General features: G+C 67.3%; 18 protein-coding genes and 1 pseudogene. 9 read left to right on the top strand and 10 right to left on the bottom strand.

Annotation, left to right across the window (positions count from 1 at the left end; translation table 11 throughout):
• Nucleotides 1-157 precede the first annotated feature (157 nt).
• The 3 genes from kdpB to kdpA are packed head-to-tail and all read right to left on the bottom strand — an operon-like array spanning nt 158 to nt 4,678.
• Complete coding sequence (kdpB, locus tag G3N64_RS14770) at nt 158-2,206, bottom strand: potassium-transporting ATPase subunit KdpB (RefSeq protein ID WP_205784618.1); 2,049 nt, start codon at nt 2,204-2,206, stop codon at nt 158-160.
• 56 nt (nt 2,207-2,262) lie between these two features.
• Complete coding sequence (gene kdpC / locus G3N64_RS14765; protein ID WP_205784615.1) at nt 2,263-2,964, bottom strand: potassium-transporting ATPase subunit KdpC; 702 nt, start codon at nt 2,962-2,964, stop codon at nt 2,263-2,265.
• Between the two features lie 10 nt (nt 2,965-2,974).
• Entirely contained in the window at nt 2,975-4,678 is a 1,704-nt protein-coding gene (gene kdpA, locus G3N64_RS14760; RefSeq protein ID WP_205784614.1) for a potassium-transporting ATPase subunit KdpA, read from the bottom strand.
• On the opposite strand from kdpA, the gene G3N64_RS39740 reads away from it, so the two are divergent.
• From G3N64_RS39740 to hutC, 4 genes are all read left to right on the top strand, one after another.
• Complete coding sequence (locus tag G3N64_RS39740; RefSeq protein WP_241020973.1) at nt 4,658-5,023, top strand: hypothetical protein; 366 nt, start codon at nt 4,658-4,660, stop codon at nt 5,021-5,023. The two genes, kdpA and G3N64_RS39740, sit on opposite strands and share 21 nt — an antisense overlap.
• A 210-nt stretch (nt 5,024-5,233) precedes the next feature.
• Entirely contained in the window at nt 5,234-5,548 is a 315-nt protein-coding gene (locus tag G3N64_RS14750) for a hypothetical protein (protein ID WP_241020972.1), read from the top strand.
• Between the two features lie 179 nt (nt 5,549-5,727).
• The gene (locus tag G3N64_RS14745; RefSeq protein ID WP_205784613.1) at nt 5,728-6,855 is read left to right on the top strand and encodes a porin; all 1,128 of its coding nucleotides are present in this window, start codon (nt 5,728-5,730) and stop codon (nt 6,853-6,855) included.
• 182 nt (nt 6,856-7,037) lie between these two features.
• On the top strand, nt 7,038-7,733 hold the full coding sequence (gene hutC, locus G3N64_RS14740; RefSeq protein ID WP_205784612.1) for a histidine utilization repressor: 696 nt from the start codon (nt 7,038-7,040) through the stop codon (nt 7,731-7,733).
• A 23-nt stretch (nt 7,734-7,756) separates the two neighbouring features.
• Here hutC and G3N64_RS14735 read toward each other — a convergent pair whose 3' ends face one another.
• Complete coding sequence (locus G3N64_RS14735) at nt 7,757-8,998, bottom strand: glycosyltransferase (protein ID WP_205784611.1); 1,242 nt, start codon at nt 8,996-8,998, stop codon at nt 7,757-7,759.
• Nucleotides 8,999-9,092: 94 nt separating this feature from the next.
• Between G3N64_RS14735 and G3N64_RS14730 the strand changes: the two genes are divergently transcribed.
• Nucleotides 9,093-9,740 carry a TetR/AcrR family transcriptional regulator gene (locus G3N64_RS14730; protein ID WP_205784610.1) on the top strand — a complete coding sequence of 216 codons (648 nt, stop codon included), beginning with the start codon at nt 9,093-9,095 and terminating at the stop codon, nt 9,738-9,740.
• Between the two features lie 100 nt (nt 9,741-9,840).
• Here the strand turns inward: G3N64_RS14730 and G3N64_RS14725 are convergent.
• Nucleotides 9,841-10,027 (bottom strand): annotated as a pseudogene (locus G3N64_RS14725) (TetR/AcrR family transcriptional regulator); the annotation flags it as partial.
• A 509-nt stretch (nt 10,028-10,536) separates the two neighbouring features.
• Here G3N64_RS14725 and G3N64_RS14720 point away from each other — a divergent pair.
• Entirely contained in the window at nt 10,537-10,890 is a 354-nt protein-coding gene (locus G3N64_RS14720) for a hypothetical protein (protein WP_205784609.1), read from the top strand.
• 34 nt (nt 10,891-10,924) lie between these two features.
• Here G3N64_RS14720 and G3N64_RS14715 read toward each other — a convergent pair whose 3' ends face one another.
• From G3N64_RS14715 to G3N64_RS14695, 5 genes are all read right to left on the bottom strand, one after another.
• A complete protein-coding gene (locus G3N64_RS14715) occupies nt 10,925-11,815 on the bottom strand; it encodes an alpha/beta hydrolase (protein WP_205784608.1) in 891 nt (296 codons plus the stop codon).
• 109 nt (nt 11,816-11,924) lie between these two features.
• Nucleotides 11,925-12,842: a LysR family transcriptional regulator gene (locus G3N64_RS14710; RefSeq protein WP_021157347.1), complete on the bottom strand. Its 918-nt coding sequence runs from the start codon at nt 12,840-12,842 to the stop codon at nt 11,925-11,927.
• Between the two features lie 178 nt (nt 12,843-13,020).
• Complete coding sequence (locus G3N64_RS14705) at nt 13,021-13,266, bottom strand: DUF3717 domain-containing protein (protein WP_011355988.1); 246 nt, start codon at nt 13,264-13,266, stop codon at nt 13,021-13,023.
• A gap of 264 nt (nt 13,267-13,530) precedes the next feature.
• Nucleotides 13,531-15,066 carry an amino acid permease gene (locus G3N64_RS14700; RefSeq protein WP_205784607.1) on the bottom strand — a complete coding sequence of 512 codons (1,536 nt, stop codon included), beginning with the start codon at nt 15,064-15,066 and terminating at the stop codon, nt 13,531-13,533.
• Nucleotides 15,067-15,474: 408 nt separating this feature from the next.
• Complete coding sequence (locus G3N64_RS14695; protein ID WP_205784620.1) at nt 15,475-15,717, bottom strand: hypothetical protein; 243 nt, start codon at nt 15,715-15,717, stop codon at nt 15,475-15,477.
• On the opposite strand from G3N64_RS14695, the gene G3N64_RS14690 reads away from it, so the two are divergent.
• From G3N64_RS14690 to argG, 3 genes are all read left to right on the top strand, one after another.
• Nucleotides 15,656-17,188 (top strand): sensor domain-containing diguanylate cyclase, encoded by a 1,533-nt coding sequence (locus G3N64_RS14690; RefSeq protein WP_205784606.1) that lies wholly within the window; start codon nt 15,656-15,658, stop codon nt 17,186-17,188. The genes G3N64_RS14695 and G3N64_RS14690 overlap by 62 nt on opposite strands.
• 163 nt (nt 17,189-17,351) lie before the next feature.
• Nucleotides 17,352-18,422 (top strand): FUSC family protein, encoded by a 1,071-nt coding sequence (locus tag G3N64_RS14685; protein WP_205784605.1) that lies wholly within the window; start codon nt 17,352-17,354, stop codon nt 18,420-18,422.
• Nucleotides 18,423-18,740: 318 nt separating this feature from the next.
• Nucleotides 18,741-20,075 carry an argininosuccinate synthase gene (gene argG, locus G3N64_RS14680; protein ID WP_085040753.1) on the top strand — a complete coding sequence of 445 codons (1,335 nt, stop codon included), beginning with the start codon at nt 18,741-18,743 and terminating at the stop codon, nt 20,073-20,075.
• Nucleotides 20,076-20,286: the final 211 nt, after the last annotated feature.

Genomic DNA, 20,286 nt, shown 5'->3' with positions numbered 1-20,286 from the left:
TCGCCGCGACGGGCGGCGGCGTCCCGCTGCCCCGTTGTCCGTCGATTCGCTTCGCTCACGTTCACATTCGCATCCATGATCGCTTCCGGCAATTGAAACGCCGAACGGCCCCGCGCACGCCGCGAAAGCGTGAGCGGGGCCGCGACGGCGCGTTCGGTCAGATAAACGGCGTCAACAGCATGTCGATCAGCTTGATGCCGATGAACGGTGCGACGATCCCGCCCACGCCGTAGATCAGCAGGTTGCGCCCCAGCAGCTTCTCGGCCGGCTCCGCGCGATACTTCACGCCCTTCAGCGCGAGCGGGATCAGCGCGACGATGATCAGCGCATTGAAGATCACCGCCGACAGGATCGCCGACGTCGGGCTGTGCAGCCCCATCACGTTCAGCGCGCCGAGCGCCGGATACGTCGCAACGAACGCGGCCGGGATGATCGCGAAATACTTCGCGAGATCGTTGGCGACGCTGAACGTGGTCAGCGCGCCGCGTGTCATGATCATCTGCTTGCCGACCTCGACCACCTGCATCAGCTTGGTCGGGTTGCTGTCGAGGTCGACCATGTTGGCCGCCTCCTTCGCCGCCTGCGTGCCGCTGTGCATCGCGACGGCCACGTCGGCCTGCGCGAGCGCGGGCGCGTCGTTGGTGCCGTCGCCCGTCATCGCGACGAGATGGCCCTTCGCCTGGTGCTCGCGAATCAGCCGCAGCTTGTCCTCGGGCGTCGCTTCCGCAAGGTAGTCGTCGACGCCGGCTTCCGCCGCGATCGCGGCCGCGGTGAGGCGGTTGTCGCCGGTGATCATCACGGTCTTCACGCCGACCTTGCGCAACTCGGCGAAGCGCGCGCCGATCCCGTGCTTGACGATGTCCTTCAGTTCGATCGCACCGAGCACGCGCGAGCCGTCGGCCACGACGAGCGGCGTGCCGCCGCGCCGCGCGATCTCGTTGACGGCCGTCTCGACCGCATGCGGAAACGCACCGCCCAGCACATCGACGTGTGCGCGGATCGCGGACGCCGCGCCCTTGCGCACCTGCCGCTCGCCGATATCGAGGCCGCTCATCCGCGTGCGTGCGCTGAACGGCACCGTGATGCTGCCTGCACCCGCCGCCACGTCCAGCGAAAAGCGCCGCTTCGCGAGCGCGACGATCGAGCGCCCCTCGGGCGTCTCGTCGGCGAGCGACGACAGTTGCGCGGCCTCGGCCAGCGCACGCTCGTCCACACCCGGCGCCGGCCGGAACTGCACGGCCTCGCGATTGCCGAGCGTGATCGTGCCGGTCTTGTCGAGCAGCAGCACGTCGACGTCGCCGGCCGCCTCGATCGCGCGACCCGACGTCGCGAGCACGTTCGCGCGCATCATGCGGCTCATCCCCGCGATGCCGATCGCCGACAGCAGCGCACCGATCGTCGTCGGGATCAGGCAGACGAGCAGCGCGATCAGCACGGTCAGGCTCACCGCCATGCCCGACGCGTTCAGCAGCACGCTGAACTGCGAGAACGGCAGCAGCGTCACGCACACGAGCAGGAAGATGATCGTCAGCGCGACGAGCAGGATCGTCAGTGCGACCTCGTTCGGCGTCTTGCCGCGCTTCGCGCCTTCGACCATCGCGATCATCCGGTCGAGAAACGCCTCGCCCGGTTGCGCGGTGATCTTCACGATGATCCAGTCGGACAGCACGCGCGTGCCGCCCGTCACCGACGAGAAATCGCCGCCCGACTCGCGGATCACCGGCGCGGATTCGCCGGTGATCGCCGATTCGTCGACCGATGCGACACCATCGATCACCTCGCCGTCGGCGGGAATCGTGTCGCCGGCCTCGACGAGCACGATGCTGCCGGCCGCGAGCTCGTCGCTCGGCACGCGATGGCTGGTACTGTCGTACTGCTTCGGCTCGTCGAGCACCTTCGCGTACACCCGCTTGCGCGCCGCGCGCAGCGCGTCGGCCTGCGCCTTGCCGCGCCCTTCGGCCAGCGCCTCGGCCGCGTTCGCGAACAGCACCGTGAACCACAGCCAGCACGCGACCGCGAAGATGAAGCCGGCCGGCGCGTCGCCCGTGCCGGTCAGCGCCTGCAGCCACAGCAGGGTCGTGACGATGCTGCCGAGATAGACGACGAACATCACGGGATTCTTCAACTGCACGCGCGGCGCGAGCTTGCGGAATGCCTCGCGCAGCACGGCCGTCCAGCGCATCGGCGGCACGGCGCCGACCGGCATCGCCGCTGGATTGATCGGGGTTTCGATATGGGACATGAGTGACTCCGTGGTTCCTGCTATTGCTTCGCGCCGGCCGCCTGGCCGAATGCGCGGTCCAGCGCGAGGTTCAGGTCGAGCACGCGCACGCGCGGTTCGCCGAGCACGCCGAGTTGGCGCGGCGATGCGATCCGGTCGACCAGCGCCGCGACCTGCGCGGCATCGACACCGCGTGCCCGCGCGACGCGTGCCGCCTGCAGCCGCGCGTTCGCGACCGAGATCTCGGGATCGAGCCCCGACGCCGAGGCGGTCACCGCATCCGCCGGTACCGGCGTGCCGGCGGCGAGCGCGTTCTCCTGCCGGTACGCGCGCACACGCTGCGCGATATCCGCGAGCAGCTTCTTGCTGGTGGCGCCCTGGTTGCTGGCGCCGCTGCCGGCCGCGTTGTACGGCTGGTCGACCGTCTTCGACGGATCGGCCGGATCGGGGCCGACCGTCGCGCTCGGCCGCCCGTGGAAGTAGCCGGCACGCGTGAAGTGCTGCCCGATCACCGCCGAGCCGATCGTCGTGCCGTTGCGCTGCACGAGACTGCCGCGCGCCTGCGACGGGAACAGCACGTTCGCGACGCCCGTGGTGAGCAGCGGATACGCGATCCCCGTGACGAGCATGAACAGCACCGACGACGCGATCACCGGCCGCACGAGGCCGCGCGTCGCCGCGCCGAACGAAGAACCGGGTGCCGGCGCGGCGGCGGCCGCTGCCTGGCGATTGCCTTGCATCATGATGTTTCCCTCAGAACAGTTGGCCGCCCGACATCAGCAGGTGCTCGACGACCGGGCCGAGCGCGAGCGCGGGCAGGAACGTGAGACCGCCGACGACCAGGATCACGAAGACCAGCAGGCCGGCGAACAGGCCGGTCGACGTCGACAGCGTGCCCGCGCTTTCCGGCACGCGCTTCTTCGCGGCGAGGCTGCCCGCGACCGCGAGCATCGGCAGCAGCGTCAGGTAGCGGCCGATCAGCATCGCGAAGCCGATCGTCGTGTTGAAGAACGGCGTGTTCGCGTTCAGGCCCGCGAACGCCGAGCCGTTGTTGGCCGTGCCCGACGTGTACGCGTACAGCACTTCGCTGAAGCCGTGCGGGCCGAGGTTCGCGAGGCTGTCCATCGTCGTATGCAGCATCGACGCCAGCGCGGTGAAGCCAAGGATGCTGAACGGATGCGCGAGCACCGCGAGCATCACGAACTTCATCTCGCGCGCCTCGATCTTCTTGCCGAGGAATTCCGGCGTGCGCCCGATCATCATCCCGACGAGGAACACCGTGAGGATCGCGAACGTGAACAGGTTGATCAGCCCGACGCCGTCGCCGCCGAACACGTTGTTCAGCATCATCTGCGCGATCGGCACGAGCCCGCCGAGCGGCGTCAGCGAGTCGTGCATCGCGTCGACCGACCCGGTGGTCGCGGCCGTCGTGACGGTGGCGAACAGGCTCGTCTGCGCGATGCCGAAGCGCATCTCCTTGCCTTCCATGTTGCCGCCCGGCTGCACGGCGCTCATCTGCGGGTCGACGCCGAGCCCGGTCACGAGCGGATTGCCGTGCTGCTCGGCCGAATAGATCACCGCGAGGAAGCCGACGAACATCACGACGAACGCACCGAGGATCACCCAGCCCTGGCGGCGCCGGCCGATCATCGTGCCGAGCGTGTACGTCAGCGCGGACGGAATCAGCAGCATCGACAGCATGTGCAGCGTGTTGGTGAGCGGCGTCGGGTTTTCGAACGGATGCGCGGCGTTCATGCTGAAGAAGCCGCCGCCGTTGGTGCCGATATGCTTGATCGATTCGAGGCTGGCAACGGGCCCCATCACGATCTGCTGGCGCGCGCCTTCGAGCGTGGTCGCCCATGCATCGGACGCCAGTGTCTGCGGCATGCCCTGCCATACGTACACGAGCGCCATCACGAAGCTGAGCGGCAGCAGCACGCGATAGGTCACGCGCGTGAAGTCGACCCAGTAGTTGCCGAGGTCCGCCGCGCGCTTGCGGCTCAGCCCGCGGATGAAGCCGCCCGCGGCCGCGACGCCCGTTGCCGCGCTGACCACCATCAGGAACGTGATGACGGCCATCTGCGAGAAGTTCGACAGGCTGCTCTCGCCCGCATACGCCTGCCAGTTCGTGTTCGTGACGAACGACGCGGCGGTGTTGAACGCGAGGTCGGGGCTTTGCGCGGCGCGCTGCAGCGCGTCGAACGGCAGCGCGTCCTGGATGCGCAGCAGCAGGTAGCCGACCAGCATCATCCCGGCATTGCTGAGCAGCAGCACCATCCCGTAGCGCTGCCACGACATCGCTTCGTCGGGATTCACGCCGAGCAATGCATAGGTCCGGCGTTCGACCCACGCGTGGCGCGGGCTCGTAAAGGCGTGCGCGAGCCATTTCCCGACGATGGGCACCAGCGCCAGCATGATCGCGAGAACGATCGCGAATTGAATGAGATTGTTGAACATGTCGACGCTCGCTCAGATCCGGTCAAGGCCGGCGATGAAACCGGCCGTCAAGGCAAAGAACGCGAGCGTGAACAAAATGAAAAGCAGATCGCTCATGACATTCACCGATATTTTCGAATTCCTGTTGAATCGCGCCGATCAATACCGCTCGGGCTTGATCAAGGCATGAAACAGATAGATAAAGAGCGCGAGCGACAATGCGCCGGTGATCCACAACATGGCTTTCCCCTTTTTTCGTATGCGCGGCAACGCCGCGCGATCGTCGGCGTATCGGGCCTTGCCGTGCCGGCGCAGGCCCGTATGACGCCCCCATGCTCATCTGGCGAATGGGATGCGACAGTGTAGAAATCCGCGTATCAAAGCGGTGTTCAATTTCTTTACAAGGAATAAAAAAGCTGTAAAGACGAAAGCCGGTGGCGATGGCGTTTTTATGCGTTCTTTTCAGGGCCGGTTCGAGTCTATACACCGTATCGTCACCGCGATTCCTAGAATGGGCGGCATGTCCAAGACGAAATCTCCGCGGTGCGGAGCACGATGCGACCCGGGGGTGCCAGCATGAAACCGACCAGAACCGAATCCACCCGTTCACGCGCACTGCCGCCTGTTCGTTCGCGGCGCCGGTACCCTGCCGACGAACGCGTGCTGCTGTCGATCCGCGTCGAATCGGACAACCTCGCCGTCGTGCGGCGCCTGCTGCATCAGGCCGTCGGCGCCGCGCTCAATTTCTACACGGCCGCGATCGACAACCGCACCGGGCGCGCCTGCATCGAACTCGAAGTCGCGCGATCGCAAGCGTCGCCGGCCATCCTGTCGATCCTCCGCCTGCTGCCGGCCGCCGAGTTCGGCACGATCCGCCTGCTTCAGCACTAGCCGGCGTCCGTTGCGGCCGCGCGTGACACGCGTCACGCGCCCGCTCCCCTTTCATCGATTCGAACGCGCGTCTCCGGTGCGAGCGCGCGCGGTTCGTCACGAGCCGCGCCCGTTCGCCGCCGGTGCGCGCAACGGATCGCCGTTCCCGTCGCTACGGGCCTTTCCAGGAAGCATAGACAATGAAAAAAGCAGTCGTCGGTACCCTCTCCCTCGCGTTCCTCAGCGCCGCCGCGCATGCGCAAAGCAGCGTCACGCTCTACGGGATGCTGGATGCCGGTATCGCCTATACGAACAACCAGTCGGGCAAAAGCGCATGGCAGCAAGGCAGCGGGCTGCTGTCGAATACGGTCTTCGGGCTGAATGGCAACGAGGATCTCGGCGGCGGCCTGCATGCGCTGTTCCGACTCGAAAGCGGCTTCAACCTGAACAACGGCACGCAGTCCTACCGGAACACGATGTTCGGCCGCCGCGCGTACGTCGGCCTGCAGAGCGACCGATACGGCACGCTGACGCTCGGCCGCCAGTACGACGCCGTGGTCGACTATCTCGGCCCGCTCGCGATGGCGAACAACGGCGACGGCAACAATCTCGCATCGCATCCGTTCGACAACGACAACATCGACGATTCGTTCTACATCGACAACGCGGTGAAATACACGAGCCCGACGCTCGCCGGCTGGCAGTTCGGCGGCCTGTACGGGTTCAGCAACGCGGCCGGCGGCTTCGCGAACAACCGCGCGTACAGCGCGGGCGTGTCGTATGCGAACGGGCCGGTCAGCCTCGGCGCCGCGTACCTGCAACTCAACCGCGGCGGGCTGACGGCCGGCGGTGCGCTGTCGACCAACGACGGCCCGAACTTCCCGGCCGTGCGCCAGCGCGTGATGGGCGCGGGCGGCAGCTACGCGTTCGACCGGCTGACGGTCGGCGCGCTGTGGACGCATTCGATGTTCGACGAAACGGCCGCCTCGTCGCTGCCCGGCGCGCTGAATGCGCTGCGCTTCGACAACTACGAACTCAACGCGCGCTATGCGCTGACGCCGGCCGTCTCGTTCGCGCTCGCCTATACGTTCACCAACGGCCGCTACGACGACGCAACCGGCAGCCACCGGCCGAAATGGCACCAGGTGACGTTGATGGCCGACTACGCGCTGAGCAAGCGCACCGACGTGTATGCGGAAACCGTCTACCAGCACCAGTTCGGCGTGCCGTCGGGCGCGACGCTCGGATTCGCGAACGTCACGGGGCTCGCGGCTTCGTCGACCAATACGCAGGTGGTCGCGACGGTCGGCATCCGGCATCGGTTCTGACCGCGCGCCGGCCGTTGACGGCCGGCCGCTCTGTGCAATCCCGCATGGACGCGCGCCGGCCGAACAGGGATCATTCGGGAAATCCGGGCCCGCGCGCCCGCGAAACCGGTACACTCGGCGCCGGGCGCGCGCCGGATCGGCATTCGGCGGCGGGCCGCTGCCGACTCTGGAATCGTGATCCCATGACCACACCGATCTATCAGGAAATCAAGGACTTCATCCTCTCGCGCATTCATGCCGGCGAATGGGCGGAAGGCGACCAGGTGCCGTCGGAGAACGAGCTCGCGCGCGAATTCAACGTCGCGCGGATGACCGTCAACCGCGCGCTGCGCGAGCTGACCGCCGAGCAGGTGCTCACGCGCACGCGCGGCTCCGGCACGTACGTCGCATCGCCGAAGTACGAATCGACGCTCGTCGCGATCCGCAGCATCTCGGACGAAGTCGCCGCGCGCGGCCACGGCTATCGCGCGCAGGTGCTGCTGGTGGGCGCGGCCGTCGCCGATGCGAAGCTCGCCGACGAGCTGCAGCTCGACACGGGCAGCCCGATCTTCCATTCGCGCGTGCTGCACTTCGAGAACGACACACCCGTGCAGCTCGAGGAACGCTGGGTCAATCCGGCGTGTGCGCCCGAATACGCGTTGCAGGACTTCACGACCACGACGCCGAACCAGTACCTGACGCGCGTCGCGCCGCTGCAGCGCGTCGAATACCGGATCGAGGCCGCGATGCCCGACACCGAAACGCGCCGCCATCTGACGATGGACGACCGCGAGCCATGCCTGCTGCTGCATCGGCGCACGTGGTCGCAAGGGTTGGTCGCGTCGATCGCCAATTTGTGGCACCCGGGCAGCCGTTACCGGTTCACCGGGCACTTCTGAATTTCTGAGGTGAATGCGCGGGCTTACCGCGCGCCCGGCTGCCCCCATCGCTCGATCGCACTGACGGCCCGCTTCAAACCTTTCTCTTGCGCGATGCGCGCGCCGAGTTCCAGCGCGCGCGCTTTCGTGTCGCCCCGTTCGGCAAACGCGATGGCCCGCGCCAGCGCGGCAGCACCTACGCGCCGCCCCGCGACCGGCGCATCGGCCACGCCGAGCCGCTCCAGCCGGTTCGCCCAGAAGAACTGATCGCCCGCGAACGGCACCACGACCGACGGAATGCCGGCCCGCGCAGCCGAGTGCGCGGTGCCCGATCCGCCGTGATGGATCGCCATCGACACGCGCGGGAACAGCCGGTCATGCGGCGACTCGCCGATCACGTGAACGTGCGCCGGCAGCATCGACGCGTCGATATCGCTCCAGCCCGGGTAGAACAACGCTCGCCGGCCGGCGAGCGCGTGCACGAGCGCATCGACCATCGCGGCGCGATCGAAGCCGGCCATGCTGCCGAAACCGATATATACGGGTGGATCGCCCGCCTCAAGAAAAGTCGAGAGTTCAGGCGGCGGCGCCCAAGCATCCGCATCGATTCGCCACTGACCACAGGCGAGCACCTGCGAAGGCCAGTCTGCCGGGCCCGACAGCAGTGCCGGCGACACGCCGTACAGCATCGGATGATCGGTCCACACATGCCTGCGCGGCGGCAACCCGCACACGCTGGCGCGCGCCGCATTCGTCGCCCTTTTGAACGCTTGCCACAACAGTGCGTTCACGAACCGATGGCTCGCGCGGTTCAGCCAGCGCGGCAGCTTTCCCGGCGGCAGGAACGGCGACGCGAATGCGGTAGTGGGCGTGATCGGGATCATGCCGGTGCCGATCGCCGGCACGCCGCGAAACTCGGCGGCCGACAAGCCGACGAACGATGCGAGCCCCGACACGAGGATCGCATCGCAGCCTTCCGACGCGTCCGCGATTTCCCGCATCCACGCGGCCGTGTTCGCATTGGCGATCGCCGCGAGCGCCTTCGACGTGTCGTTGAAGCCGCCGCGCCCGCGCACCGCATCCGCCAACGTGCCATCCGGCGCAATCGCACGGCGGATATCGCCGGACAACGGCGCCGACGGCACGCCGAGCGCGGCAGCCGCCCCGAGCGTCGCCGCGTCGGCCAGCAGCCGGACATCGTGGCCGGCATCGATCAGCGCGCGGCCGAGCGCCGCGAGCGGGCGCGTGTCGCCTTCGGTGCCGTAGGTGGCGATGACGAGCTTCATGGGCAACTCCTCGTGCACGGCGGCAATGGGTGGATTCATAAAAATGCACGTCGTATACTAATGCAACTCGTACACTTTCAGTCAATCCCCCTCCATGCCGACTCCGACCGACGATCCGGGCCGCCGCGCGCGCAAGCGCATCCAGATGCTCGCGCATCTCGCCGCCACCGGCGCACGTCTGTTCGACGCGCACGGCTACGAAGCCGTCACGATGGAGCAGATCGCCGCGCAGGCCGATGTCGCGAAACGCACGCTGTACAACCACTTTGCGACGAAGGAAGCCGTGCTCGCGTACTGGCTCGAAGGTGAACTCGCACGCGATCTCGCGCATCTGCAGCGCGATGTCGCGCGACGCAAGACCTTCGCGTCGCGCATCGGCTGCGTGCTCGATGCGTCGGCCGCGTGGTGCGATCAGCATCCCGCGTACCTGCTCGCGTATTTGCGCCATCGCTTCCTGAGCATCGGCGCGATCGAACCGGCGAGCGGTGGAGAGAACGGCAGCGATATCGCGCTCGTATGGCAGCAACTGATCGTCGCCGGGCAGCAATCCGGCGAACTGAACGGCACGTTGCGCGCCGACCAGCTCGCGACGTGGTTCCATCACCTGTATCTCGCGGCGATGCTGCGCTGGCTGACCGTGCCGGGGTTGTCGCTGAAACGGGAGTTCCAGGCGGTCGCGAAGCTGTTTGTCGAAGGCGCGGAAGCGAAAAGCCGAGCGGCGCCGGTGGCCGGGGCCCGGTGACCAGTCAAGTGCTCACCGGATCACAAGCGCCCGGGCACGACCGCGAGCAGCGAGCGCCCGAAGCGGGCGACCGCCATCCCGCAGGCGACGAACGCGCGCTTCATTTCTTCCGCGACGATTTCGCGGCCTGCGCGGCAGTGGGCGCCACCCGACGGCCATTGCGTCCCGTCGAGCAGCCGGTCGAACAGCCGCGCCCGCTCGTCGGCCGACAGCGCGCACGGCCCGAACATCGCCGATAGCGCGAGCCCCCGGGCCGCCTTCCAGCACAGCAGCGCAAGATCGGGATCGCCGGGCGCGGATCTGAACGCAGCGCTCGTGAATACCGATGCGCTGTTCAAGCAACGCGATACCGAACTCGCACCGCATGCACGCGCACGCGTGCGCTGGGCACCGCGCGGCAATCATTCGCGGCCGTGCAGACAATGCGCGTACAACAAGGTGCCGATACATCTAACGTTCGCCGCACGCCGACGCAATTCGCGCGAACCTCAAGCGCGCTGCGCGCGTTGGCCGGCGATCTGGAGCAACATCCGGAGTGGTGGCTGCCGAATGCATCGGGTGCCACAGAGCCGGCCGGCGCAGCGCATCGGGCGAATACGGCGAATACGACGCGATGAACGCGTCGCACGGCGCAGATGCATTTTTACGACGAACGCACACATCGCATGCCAAATTTCCCGTGCAGCAGTATGCTGATGTCGTACGGCCGCGCACGACGCCTCGGGTAATCCCTTCATTGACACGTTGTCGCGCCGCCGTCGCGACCGTAATCATGCGTTGCAAGGAGGGATTCGTGATGGCCACCACGCATCAGCACTTCCACCTCGAACTACGGCACGCCACCGCGCCGACCTATTTCATCAGCTACCTGTTTCCCGCCCTGCTGTTCGTGTACGAACTGCTGCGCGTCGGCCAATGGATCCGCGATCACGGGATGCAATTCGCCGCGTTCAAGCAGATGGGTTACGAGTATCTGCTGATGCTGCTGTTCATCGGACTGCAGATCGTTGTCGAGGCGATCTTCCTGCTCGGCGCCGCGATGCGCCGCGACAATCGCGACTTCGAGCACCGGCTGCCGAACGTGGTTCTCGGTATCGGCTGCTCGATCGCACTGCTTGCGATCGATCTCGTGATCCAGCTCGCGTTCTGATGGCCGGCGGGCCCACGCCCGCCGGCAGCCGCGCTCAGGCGAGCGCGTCGCGCAGGAACGTCGTGACAGCGGCCAGCACGTCGCCGGTCCGCTCACGGTGCGGCATGTGCCCGCACTGCCCGAGCAACAGATACGACGACGGCCCCGCGACGCGCGCGGCGATCCGCTTCGGATGCACGTCGGACCCGTATTCGTCGTCTTCGCCGTGAATCGCGAGCGTCGCGCATTGCACATGCGGCAATTCGCCGTCGAGATTCCAGTCGCGGAAAGCCGGCGACAGCCACGTGTCGACCCACGCGCGCAGCACCCACTCGGCCTTGTCGCCGTGATAGCGCGCGAGCCGGTCGAGCTGCCCAGGTTCGTCGAACTGCTGCCCCGCGTCGCGAATACCGGCCAGCGTGCGATCCTCGACGAACGCCTGCGCGGCGATCGTCACGAGTGCGCGGCAACGCGCCGGATGCGCGGCGGCACATCCGACCGCCATCCCGCCACCGACGCTGTGCCCGAACGCGACGAACGCATCGACGCCCAGTTGCTCGAGCAGTGCCGCGAACGCATGATCGGCCTCGTCGCGCACGAACGTCGTGCCGAGTGTCCCCGGATGACGATCGGAACGACCGAAGCCGAGGCGATCGTATGCGATCACGTCGCGCTGCGTGGCACGCGCGAGCTGCGCGGGGAAGTCGCGCCACAGTTCGACGCAGCCGAGCGAATCATGCAGCAGCACGATCGGCGCGGCCGGCTCAGGCGCGGCCGGCTCAGGTGCGGCCGACCCAGGTGCGGCCGGCCCAGGCGCAGCCGGCTCAGGTGCATTCGCCTTCGGCACACCCGCCGCCTGTTGCGCCGGGCCGTCGCGCCAGCGTTTCGCAAAGAGGCGCCCTTGCGGCGTCTCGACGGTTGTCTCCTCGATCAGGATGTCGGTCATGTGTCGGTCGTCTGCATGAAGGCGGCCGCCCCTCGGCGGCCGTATCGGATCCTGCGATGTTGGCCCGCGCCCGCCCGCAGCGTCAAGCAAGCCCCCACCGCCCGCGCGTTCATTCGGGCTGCGGCGGCAGATACTCCATCTGCGCCTCGTCGTACAGCCGGTAGATCAGCGCCTGCATCGCGCGGATGTCCTCCGATTCGTCGAGCATCCGCATGCTCATGATGATCGGCGACACGAGGTTCGGATCGTCGAGCGGCTTGTAGCTGATGTCGTCGCGCTTCAGCCCGTACACGCTGTGCGGCACGACCGACACGCCCTCGCCCATCGCGACGAGGCCGAGCGCGATCTGCAGTTCGCGCGTCTCGTAAATCTTGCGCGGCTGCAGTGCGCGATCGTGGAAGGCCGCGAGCACCTGGTCCGCATAGCTCGGGCGCGGCGCTTTCGGAAAGATGATCAGCGTGTCGTTCACGAGATCGTGCAGCGACAGCACGGGCTTCGCGCTGTCGAGCACATGGCCGACCGGCAGCGCGACGATCATCCGCTCCTCGCGCAGCACGACGCGCCGCACGCTCGGATCCTCGTGGCGGATGCGCCCGAACCCGACGTCGATGCGCCCTTCCTTCAGCGCCTTGATCTGGTCCATCGTCGACATCTCGTGCAGGCTCAGTTCGACGGCCGGATATTCGCTGCGAAAGCGCCGGATGATCTTCGGCAGCATCCCGTACAGCGTCGAGCCGACGAAGCCGACCGACATGCTGCGTTCGATCTTGCCGACCCGCTTCGTCATCGATTCGAGCTCGGTCGTCTGCGCGAGCAGCTGCACCGCGTGCGAATAGAAGAAGCGCCCCGCGTCGGTCAGCTTCAGCGGCCGCGCGTTGCGCTCGAACAGCGGCACGCCGAGCGCTTCCTCGAGCTGCTGGATCTGCCGGCTCAGCGGCGGCTGCGCGATGTGCAGCCGTTCGGCCGCCCGCGTGAAATTCCGCTCTTCGGCGACCGCGACGAAGTAGCGGAGGTGTCTCAACTCCATGTTCGATGCCTCCCGGACAGCGATCCGGCGTTCAACCCCGGCCGGATGATGTCATCACGATACCGCAGGCGGCGCAAACCGCCACGCATGACCCAGCGCCGCCCAAAGCAAAACGGGAAGCCCGCGAGCTTCCCGTTGCTTCATCGACGCCGCGGCACGGCGGCGTCACGACCGCCGGTCACACCTCGGTCGCGTAGAGCGCGTCGCGCTGTTCGTCGCTCAGCGAGTCGAGCGGCACGTCCGGCAGTTTGTAGCAGATCATCGTGCCGTACAGCTCCGCGAGACAATTGCTGCCGGCGTCGAGCGCGTAGCCGTCCTCGCCGTCCGGCGCCGGCGGGTACACTTCGCGCCACGCGTTGATCGCGGCTTCGAGTCGCACGATGGAAACGGGTCCGGCCTTCCGCTCGGCGGGTGATGCGCTCATGGATTCCTCTGGGTTGCGCGCTCCGCGGGCCGTATCGGCCCGGATGGAACGATGAAAACGCCGGGCATCTCGCCGGCCGGCGCACCTCGCGCGCGCCGGATGCCGATCCGCGCTGCGCGCCTCGCGCCGGCCGGGCCGTGGCCCGGTAGGGTCGGGCAATATAACCGGCTTTGACCCCGTGCAGGCAAAAGCCGGGCAAAAAAAACGGGAAGCGCGAGGCTTCCCGTTTCGTCGCACGTCACGCGGCTGCCGGCCGCACCCGCGTCAGCCCGCGGTTTCGCGGTTCGCCACCGGCTGCCGCTGCGCGCCGCGGCTCGCGGCGATCCACGGCGCGATGTCCATGTCTTCGTAGCGCACGAAGCGGCTCTTCTTCAGGAACCGGAAGCCGAGCCACACGACGAGGAACAGCGGAATGCCGACATAGGTCGCGGCCACGCCCGCCCAGTCGATCCGGTTCGAGAGGAACGCCTGATAGTCCTGCCCGAGCGCGATCACGAGGCACAGCACGAACGCGAACAGCGGGCCGAACGGGAACCACTTCGACTGGTACGGCAACTGGTCGAGCGCGTAGCCCTGCTTCACGTAGCCCTTGCGGAACCGGTAATGGCTGACCGCGATGCCCAGCCACGCGATGAAGCCCGTCATCCCCGACGTGTTCAGCAGCCACAGGTACACGGTCTTGTCGCCGTACAGCGACGTGAAGAAGCACAAGGCGCCGACGGCCGTCGTCGCATACAGCGCGTTGCGCGGCACGCCGCCGCGCGACAGCTTCGCGAAGATCTTCGGCGCACGGCCTTCGGTCGCGAGGGTGTAGAGCATCCGCGTGGACGCATACATGCCCGAGTTGCCGGCCGACAGCACGGCCGTCAGGATCACCGCGTTCATCACGCCGGCCGCGAACGCGAGGCCCGCGTGGCGGAACACGAGCGTGAACGGGCTCACGCCGATGTCGGTCACGTCCGTCTTCAGCAGGTTCGGGTCGGTATAGGGAATCAGCACGCCGATCACGAAGATCGCGAACACGTAGAACAGCAGGATCCGCCAGAACACCTGGCGCACCGCGCGCGGGATCGTCGTGCGCGGGTTTTCCGATTCGCCGGCCGCGACGCCGATCAGCTCGGTGCCCTGAAACGAGAAGCCCGCGATCATCGCGACGCCCATCAACGCCGGCAGGCCGCCGGCGAACGGTGCGTCGCCGATCGTCAGGTTGCCCCAGCCGTTGCTCGGCGCGCCCTTCAGAATGCCGAAGATCATCAGCAGCCCGACGCCGATGAACGCGACCACGGTGACGACCTTGATCAGCGCGAACCAGTATTCGGCTTCACCAAAGCCGCGCACGGTCAGCGCGTTGAGCAGGAACATCACGCCGAGGAACGCCGCGCTCCACCACACGCCCGGCACGTCCGGAAACCAGTAGTGCATCACGAGCTGCGCGGCGACCAGTTCCACCGCGATCGTCACGGCCCAGTTGTACCAGTAGTTCCAGCCGAGCGCGAAGCCGAAGCCTTCGTCCACGTATTTCGCGCCGTAGGTCGCGAACGAGCCCGACACGGGCATGAACGCGGCCATTTCGCCGAGGCTCGTCATCAGGAAGTAGACCATCAGGCCGATCAGCATGTACGCGACCATCGCGCCGCCGGGGCCGGCCTGCGAGATCGACGCGCCGGACGCGACGAACAGGCCGGTGCCGATCGAACCGCCGATGGCGATCATCGTCAGGTGGCGCGCCTTCAGCGCGCGATGAAGCTTGGGTGGGTTCGCTGGCGAACCGGGTGGGTCGGATTTCGGAATTGCGGACATAAACGAGACGAACGTTGAGCGGGCCGGCATCCGTAGCCAGCGCATGCGGAATCGGAGCGCGGTGCGCGTCCTGCGATGCATTCGATGCGGCCCCGATTCGCGTTGCGCGGCGGGCGCCTGCGGCGAAGCGCGGATTCTACCTGATTCGTCACGGGGGCAGCTCAGGTGCCGCCGCCCGCCGCCGCCGTGGAGAATTCGCAGAATCAAGGAGTTGGCGCGTCGAAGCGGGCCGTGGCCGCATGCCGCCGTCAAAACCACGCGCCATGGATGGCTATCCGGTTTTCCGATCCGCCCGGTGTTTCGCCGCCGCCCTGTCGCCATCCTCCCGATACCGCGCCGACGTACAAAATCACCGGGTAATCACGCCATTAGTCAGACAAAACACCCGATATCGCCACTTGATTCAAATCAAATCGCCCATCCGCAAAGCGGTAACGATGCGTAACCGTTTCGAATCGCCGAATCCGCATGCGTGTTTTGCATGCGCGCACGAATATCAGGAATTCGCGAGATAATGCGGCTCAATTCGAAATAAGCAGCGTACGGAATCGCCAACGACGCGAGAATCCGCCGCCCCCCACCCCCGAGGATGAAGTCATTCACGCTGCCCGCCGCGCTGCGCCGCCATACCGCGTCGATCGTGGCACGCATTCTGTCGCCCCGCGGCGTACTCGTTGCGGGGATCGTGCTGTTGACCTTCAGCTGGGGGCTTTCCACGTCGCTGTTGATCGAGACGCGGCGCGATGCATATGGCCATGCGGTCGAAAATGCACGCAACCTGATGCTGCTGATCGAACGTGATATCGCGCGCAATATCGAACTCTACGATTTGTCGCTGCAGAACGTCGTCGACGGCATTGCCGACCCGGAACTGATGACCCTGCCGCCGCGCCAGCGCCACCGGCTGCTGTTCGACCGCGCGTCGACCGGCGAATATCTCGGGTCGATCTTCGTGATGGACGCGCACGGCAATATCGTGATCGATTCGAGCACGTCGCCCGCGCGGCAAGGCAATTTCGCCGACCGCGACTACTTCGGCGTGCATCGCGACGGGCTCGCGCAGGGCCTCTACATCAGCCGGCCGTATGCGTCCCGGCTGCGCGGCGGCGCCCTGACGATCGCGCTCAGCCGCCGGATCAACCGGCCCGACGGCACGTTCGCCGGCATCGTCGTCGGCACGCTCAGCATCGACTACTTCCGCGCGCTGCTCGACGGCCTCGCGGTCGGCAAACACGGCAGCGCGGCGATCGTCGAGGACAACGGCGCGCTCGTGTCCCGCCTGCCGTACGACGCGCGCGTGGTCGGCCTCGACCTGCACAACTCGCCGCTGTTCATCGAATCGCAACGCGCCCGCAACGGCGCGCTGACCGGCACCGGCGCGATCGACGGCGTCCGGCGCGTCTATGTTTACAAGCATCTCGCCGGCCTGCCGCTGATCGTCGACGTCGCGCCCGCCGAGATCGACATCTACGCGCCGTGGCGCCACCGCGCGATCTGGACCGTCGTGCTGATGTGCCTGTTCACCGGGTTCATCGCGTGGGGGTCGCTGGCGCTGTCGCGCGAACTGAAGCGCCGGCAGGTCGCCGAATCGAAGCTGTACCACCTCGCGCGCACCGATGCGCTGACGGGCCTCGACAACCGCGGCACGTTCGACACGGTGCTCGCGAAGGAGGCGCAGCGTGCGTCGCGCAGCGGCCGCCCGCTGTCGGTGCTGTTCGTCGACGTCGATCACTTCAAGGCGTTCAACGACTACTACGGCCACCCGGCCGGCGACGACGTGCTGCGGCGCGTCGCGCAGACCGCGTCGCGCTGCCTGCGCCGCGACAGCGATCACGTCGCGCGCTACGGCGGCGAGGAATTCGTCGTCACGCTGCCCGACACCGATGCGCAAGGCGCGTTGACCGTCGCCGAGGGCATCCGGCGCGCGATCGCGGAACTTGACATCGAGCACGTGCAAAGCCCGTACGGGCGTGTCACCGCGAGCATCGGCGCGGCGACCGCCGACGACGGCCGCCTGAGCGCCGCGACGCTGCTGGGGCGTGCCGACGAGGCGCTGTACCGCGCGAAGTCCGGCGGCCGCAACCGCGTGCTGGAAGCGCAGCCGAGCAGCGCGGGCGCATGACTTCACCATGACGGGGTGCGGAGTCGCGCGACGGCCGGCCAGGCCGGACGACCGCGCCGTGGACAGTCCTGCCGCGTTCGGCTAGCGTTACGTCTGCTGCGCATGCGGCGCGGCGCCGGCCCGCGCACGCCGCCGTGCGCGTTCCGGCCACTCCAGCTCCACCATGACCACCCCGTTCCCTACCCGGCTGCCGCCGCTCCTGCGCAACGTGCTCCGCCCGTTGCTCGACCCGTACCGCCGCTACCGGCACGCGAAGCTGATCCATGCGGCGCGCGTCGCGCTCGCCATTCTCGCGTCGATCGCGCTGTCCACGGGGCTGAACGTGCCGCATGGCGAATGGTCGACGATCACCGTGCTGATCGTCGTCGGCGGGCTGCAGCACCACGGCAACATCCGCAAGAAGGCGGCCGAGCGCGCGCTCGGCACGTCGATCGGCGCACTGGCGGGGCTCGGGCTGATCCTCCTCTACTCGTTCCTGCACGCGCCGTTCGCGATCTACCTGCTGATGGCCGTTGGGTGCGGTATCTGCGCGTATCACGCGATCGGCAAGGCCGGCTACATCGCGCTGCTGTCGGCGATCACGATGGTGATCGTCGCTGGGCACGGCGACAACGAGATCGTCGACGGCCTGTGGCGCGCGGTGAACGTGCTGGTCGGCATCGTGATCGCGCTGGCGTTCTCGTTCGCGTTGCCGCTCTACGCGACCTATTCGTGGCGCTACAAGCTCGCCGACGCGCTGCGCGCATGCGCGGCCGTGCATGCGCGGCTCGCGGGCGACCGCCACGTGAGCGACGACGCGCACCTGAAGGAAATGGCCGCGCTCAGCGCGCTGCTCGTGCAGTTGCGCTCGCTGATGCCGTCGGTGTCGAAGGAATGCGATATCCCGGTCACGCAGCTCGAGGCGATTCAGCGCGGCCTGCGCCTGTGCATCGGTTATCTGGAGATCCTGTCGAGCGCGCTGCCGGCCGCCGACGACGTGGCGGCCCGCGAATACACCCGGATCGAGATGAAGGGCGTGCACCGGCGCATCCGCGACACGCTGGTCGGCGCGAGTCGCGCGCTCAAGTTCGGCACGCCGAGCCGGCTCGCCCCGCGCCGCCGGCCGACGGACGTGCCGCACGACGCGCCGCCGCCGCAGTTGTCCGGCTACGTGTCGATCACGGCCAAGCTGGCCGGGGAAGTCGACCAGTTGCGCGACCGGCTGCTCGATACCGCGCAGGCGTGGAATATCTGAGGTTCCGGTTTCGCGCGCCAGCCTTTCATATATCTTTCTATGCGGCGAGGCGGCGCACTGGCGAGTGCGACCCGGGTTGACGGCCGATCCGGCCCCGGAAATCCGGCCGGCGCCCGGTGCGTCCGCGCGTGTTTCGGCGGCGATGCAACGCCGTCCGGCATGGCGTTCTCCACCCGGTTAACCGCCCGCCAGGCCCGCCGCGACAGGCCGGACGACGGTTCCGCACGAAAATCAGCCCTTGCCCCAACCTCCCGGACAGCCGATACTCGCATATTCCGCGAAATACGATCCCACCGGCTTCAATCCACGGTAATTCCTATGAGCACGATTCTCGAAAGCCTCCCGACCGGCCAGAAGGTCGGTATCGCCTTCTCCGGCGGCCTGGACACCAGCGCAGCGCTGCACTGGATGAAACTCAAGGGCGCCGTCCCGTACGCATACACGGCGAACCTCGGCCAGCCCGACGAAGACGATTACGACGCGATCCCGAAACGCGCGATCGAATACGGCGCAGCCGGCGCCCGCCTGATCGACTGCCGCGCGCAGCTCGTCGCCGAAGGCATCGCGGCGCTGCAAAGCGGCGCGTTCCACATCACGACGGCCGGCGTCACGTACTTCAATACCACGCCGATCGGCCGCGCCGTGACGGGCACGATGCTCGTCGCCGCGATGAAGGAAGACGGCGTCAACATCTGGGGCGACGGCAGCACGTACAAGGGCAACGACATCGAGCGCTTCTACCGCTACGGCCTGCTCGTGAACCCGGATCTGAAGATCTACAAGCCGTGGCTCGACCAGACGTTCATCGACGAGCTCGGCGGCCGTGCCGAAATGTCCGAATTCATGAACCAGGCCGGTTTCGCGTACAAGATGTCGGCCGAGAAAGCCTACTCGACCGATTCGAACCTGCTCGGCGCGACGCACGAAGCGAAGGATCTCGAAAGCCTCGAAAGCGGCATCAAGATCGTGAACCCGATCATGGGCGTCGCGTTCTGGCGCGACGACGTGAAGATCGCCGCGGAAGAAGTGACGGTGCGCTTCGAAGCCGGCCAGCCGGTCGCGCTGAACGGCGTCGAGTTCACCGACCCGGTCGAGCTGCTGCTCGAAGCGAACCGCATCGGCGGCCGCCACGGCCTCGGCATGAGCGACCAGATCGAGAACCGCATCATCGAGGCGAAGAGCCGCGGCATCTATGAAGCCCCGGGCCTCGCGCTGCTGTACATCGCGTACGAGCGTCTCGTCACCGGCATCCACAACGAAGACACGATCGAGCAATACCGCGAGAACGGCCGCCGCCTCGGCCGCCTGCTGTACCAGGGCCGCTGGTTCGACCCGCAGGCGATCATGCTGCGCGAAACCGCGCAACGCTGGGTCGCACGCGCGATCACCGGCGAAGTGAAGATCGAACTGCGCCGCGGCAACGACTACTCGATCCTGAGCACGAAGTCGCCGAACCTCACGTACCAGCCGGAACGCCTGTCGATGGAGAAGGTGGCGTCGACGTTCTCGCCGCGCGACCGGATCGGCCAGCTGACGATGCGCAACCTCGACATCACCGATACCCGCGACAAGCTGCGCGTGTATTCGCAAGTCGGCCTGCTGACGCCGGGCGAATCGTCGGCGCTGCCGCAGATCAAGGGCGACGACAAGTAAGTCGCTCCGCTCGACGCCGTGCCGCATCGCTCGATGCGGCACGGCCGGGCAGGTTGCGTGGGCGTATCCTCTTCGCGCACGCAGCCTGCCGCTCCCTCCGCCTCTCCCCCGCCGTTCCGCTTCCCCTTCCGCAATCGCATCACACCGCTCGACGCACCAACGGCCCTGCACCACCGCGCCAGTCATGGCAAGCTGCGAGTCTTCCGATTCC

Source organism: Burkholderia sp. Ac-20344, assembly GCF_017104975.1.
Classification (GTDB): Bacteria; Pseudomonadota; Gammaproteobacteria; order Burkholderiales; family Burkholderiaceae; genus Burkholderia.
The sequence above is the reverse complement of the archived record's forward strand: the minus strand, read 5'-3'. Positions and strand labels throughout refer to the sequence as shown.